This window comes from Stieleria sp., assembly GCF_041595215.1.
GTDB lineage: Bacteria > Planctomycetota > Planctomycetia > Pirellulales > Pirellulaceae > Stieleria > Stieleria magnilauensis.
Map to the genome: position 1 here is coordinate 1 of NZ_JBFHKV010001025.1, position 3074 is coordinate 3074.

At 58.9% G+C, this 3074-nt stretch carries 3 protein-coding genes and 1 pseudogene; all 4 read right to left on the reverse strand.

Annotated features, from left to right (window positions below; translation table 11 throughout):
• Positions 1-969, reverse strand: a 969-nt coding sequence (locus ABX749_RS27565; protein ID WP_372898860.1) for a hypothetical protein, incomplete at its 3' end; no start/stop codon positions are given.
• A gap of 59 nt (positions 970-1028) precedes the next feature.
• On the reverse strand, positions 1029-2195 hold the full coding sequence (locus ABX749_RS27570; protein WP_145384304.1) for a sodium ion-translocating decarboxylase subunit beta: 1167 nt from the start codon (positions 2193-2195) through the stop codon (positions 1029-1031).
• 53 nt (positions 2196-2248) lie between these two features.
• Entirely contained in the window at positions 2249-2590 is a 342-nt protein-coding gene (locus tag ABX749_RS27575) for an OadG family protein (RefSeq protein WP_145207010.1), read from the reverse strand.
• 148 nt (positions 2591-2738) lie between these two features.
• Positions 2739-3074: pseudogene (locus tag ABX749_RS27580) on the reverse strand (phosphoesterase); the annotation flags it as partial.

The following is a 3074-nucleotide window of genomic DNA, read 5'->3' on the forward strand; positions in this document are numbered from 1 at the left end:
GCCGTTGTCACGCAGCATCTGGGTGTTGGCGGTCAACGCGCCACCGGGCATCGGGCTCCAGGGAATCAACGGTTCGACGGCGGTCGCCTCGGGCGGCAGAAAGTAATCGCGCATGCAGTCCTTGAAAACCTCTTCCGCCTCGCGGACTTTTTCGACGTCGACGTCCAGTTCGTAATCGCTGCCGCGGAGCGCGTGCCACATCACCAAAATGTCCGGCTGACAGGTTCCTCCCGAACACGGTGCCATGGACAAGTCGATCGCATCGGCCCCCGCATCGAGTGCGGCCTTGTTGGCCAACACGCTGACGCCGGCGGTTTCGTGCGTGTGGAAATGGATGAAGGTTCCTTCGGGCAGCATCCGCCGCGCCGCCTTAATCGTCTCGTAGACTTTCGACGGCACCGCCGTTCCCGAGGCGTCTTTGAAGCAGACGGCATCGAAGGGGATGTCGGCGTCGAGGATCTGCTGCAAGGTGCGGGCGTAGAAGGCCGCGTCGTGGGCGCCCACGCAGCCGGGCGGCAGCTCCATCAACGTCACACAAACCTGGTGTTTCAGTCCCGCATCGACGATGCACTGGCCACTGTAGATCAGGTTGTTGACATCGTTGAGCGCGTCAAAGTTGCGGATCGTGGTCATGCCGTGTTTCTTGAACATCTCGGCATGAAGTTTGACGATGTCGCTGGACTGTGAATCCAGACCGACGACGTTGACGCCCCGGGCCAGCGTTTGCAGATTCGCGTCCGGCCCGGCGGTTTCGCGAAACGCGTCCATCATGTCGAACGCGTTTTCGTTGCAGTAGAAATACAGCGACTGAAACCGTGCCCCGCCCCCGGCTTCGAACCAGCTGATTCCCGCATCACGCGCCGCTTCCACTGCCGGAAGAAAATCTTTGGTGAACACGCGGGCGCCGAACACGGATTGAAATCCGTCACGGAATGCGGTGCACATGAAGTTGACTTTCTTTTTCGACACGTCGTTTTCCTCGTTATCAAAACACGCTCTTACAAACAGCTACGTGACCTTAGGCCCCGCTACGTGAGCACAGCCCACAACACACCCGCGGCAATCGCCGAACCGATCACACCGGCCACGTTGGGTGCCATCGCATGCATCAACAAAAAATTGTGCGGGTCTTCTTGCTGACCCACCATCTGCACCACGCGGGCCGAATCGGGGACCGCGGAGACACCGGCGGCTCCAATCAACGGGTTGATCTTTTCTTTCAAGAACAGATTCATGAACTTGGCAAACAAGACGCCACCGGCGGTGGCGATCGCGAACGCCAACGCACCGAGTCCGAAAATCAACAGGGACTGCCGCGTCAGAAACGTGCTTGCTTCGGTACTGGCGCCGACGGAAAAACCGAGCAGGACTGTGACGATATCAATCATCGCCGTCCGCGCCGTGTTGGCCAATCGCTCGGTCACCATGCTCTCTTTCAGCAGGTTGCCGAAGAACAGCATCCCCAACAGCACCATCGCTCCGGGTGCGACCAGGGTGCATATCAGAAACGCCGCGACAGGAAAGATCATCTTTTCGCGACGCGAGACTTTGCGCGGCGGCTTCATCCGGATCAGTCGCTCGTCATGCGTGGTCAGCAATCGCATGATCGGCGGCTGGATCACCGGAACCAAGGCCATGTAGGAATAGGCGGCGATCGCGATCGCGCCGAGCAATTCGGGAGCGAGCTTGGACGAGAGAAAGATCGCGGTCGGCCCGTCGGCACCGCCGATGATCCCGATCGCACCGGCCTGCTTCAGATCAAACCCGAGCCAAATGGCGCCGAGGAACGTCAGAAAGACGCCGACCTGCGCCGCCGCTCCCAGCAGAACGAGCTTCGGATTGGAAAGCATCGTGGAGAAATCCGTCATCGCACCGATGCCCAAAAAGACCAACGGCGGGTAGATGCCCCAACTGACGCCAAAATACAAATAGCTCAGCACACTGCCTGGCTGATAATTGACTTGCCCGTCTTCAATCACCCACCGATGCATGTCGTAAACACTCAACGACATGCCTTCGATCAACGGGATGTTGCCGACGATCGCCCCCATGCCGATCGGGACCAGTAACAACGGCTCGTAATCCTTTGTGATCGCCAGCGCGATGAACACAATCCCGATCACGATCATGACCACGTTGCCGGGTCCGAGCGACCAGAAGCCGGTCGTTTTTATAAACTCTTGGAGGATATCCATCGATTACCTTCACAATCCACGGTGCCAACAACTGCCCCACGTTCCTCTCGCCGTCATCCTTTCTTTATCGCCGCGTTCTCGGCCGCGCACTGACGCTGAAACTCGGTGTGCAACACAAATCCGATGGCCGCCAGAACGACTTCGTCATCACCAGATTGACCCTTCGGATCCGGCCGCTTGCGATGACGCTCGACAGGCTCCGGATAGACTTTGGCGACCGCGGCGAGAATGCGAGGCGATGCGGCGATGAACAGACTGATGAACGTGAGCGCAAACATCACGATCAACATGCCTGCCACGGCGATGGAAAGCCCACGAGCGGCTGTCTCGTCAAGCGCCAAGAGGTTGCCGAAAACCGACGGGACGATTGTCGAAAGCACTGTTGTCGCAAGCATGGCCCGTTCGTGGTGGTCGTCGTTGAAAAGCGGGAACCGGGAGTCGCATGATAGCGGTATCGGACGCACAGCAATTCTTCACCCTCACGAAATTGCCATTTTTCACTCCGATTGTCACCCGCGATCGGATCCGCACTCGATCGCCAAACTACAACGCGTGAACTTCGTTGCCCGCGATGAACCAAGTCGAGTCATTTTGTCGCGGGCGAACCAGATGCGTCCCGGTGAATTCTCCGATCGCGGGTAAGACCAGGCACCCGGCCGAATACCAAAAACAAGACAGTTTGCCCGCGGACTCGCGACCAACGCGATAGCGTATCGCCGGATGCAGATGGCCGCACACAGACAGGTCGGCACCCTCGGGTGGTTCCATCGGATGATGCCCCAACGCGACCGAACCGATGCACCACCCGGGCTCGCGGACCGTGATCGGCCAAGCCGCCGGAAGGCGACCGACCTGCACGTCATGGTTTCCCAAAATCAA

Bases quoted from the DNA above. Each gene is read 5' to 3' on its own strand.
- ABX749_RS27570 (WP_145384304.1), bottom strand. From the start codon at position 2,195: ATGGATATCCTCCAAGAGTTTATAAAAACGACCGGCTTCTGGTCGCTC.
- ABX749_RS27575 (WP_145207010.1), bottom strand. From the start codon at position 2,590: ATGCTTGCGACAACAGTGCTTTCGACAATCGTCCCGTCGGTTTTCGGC.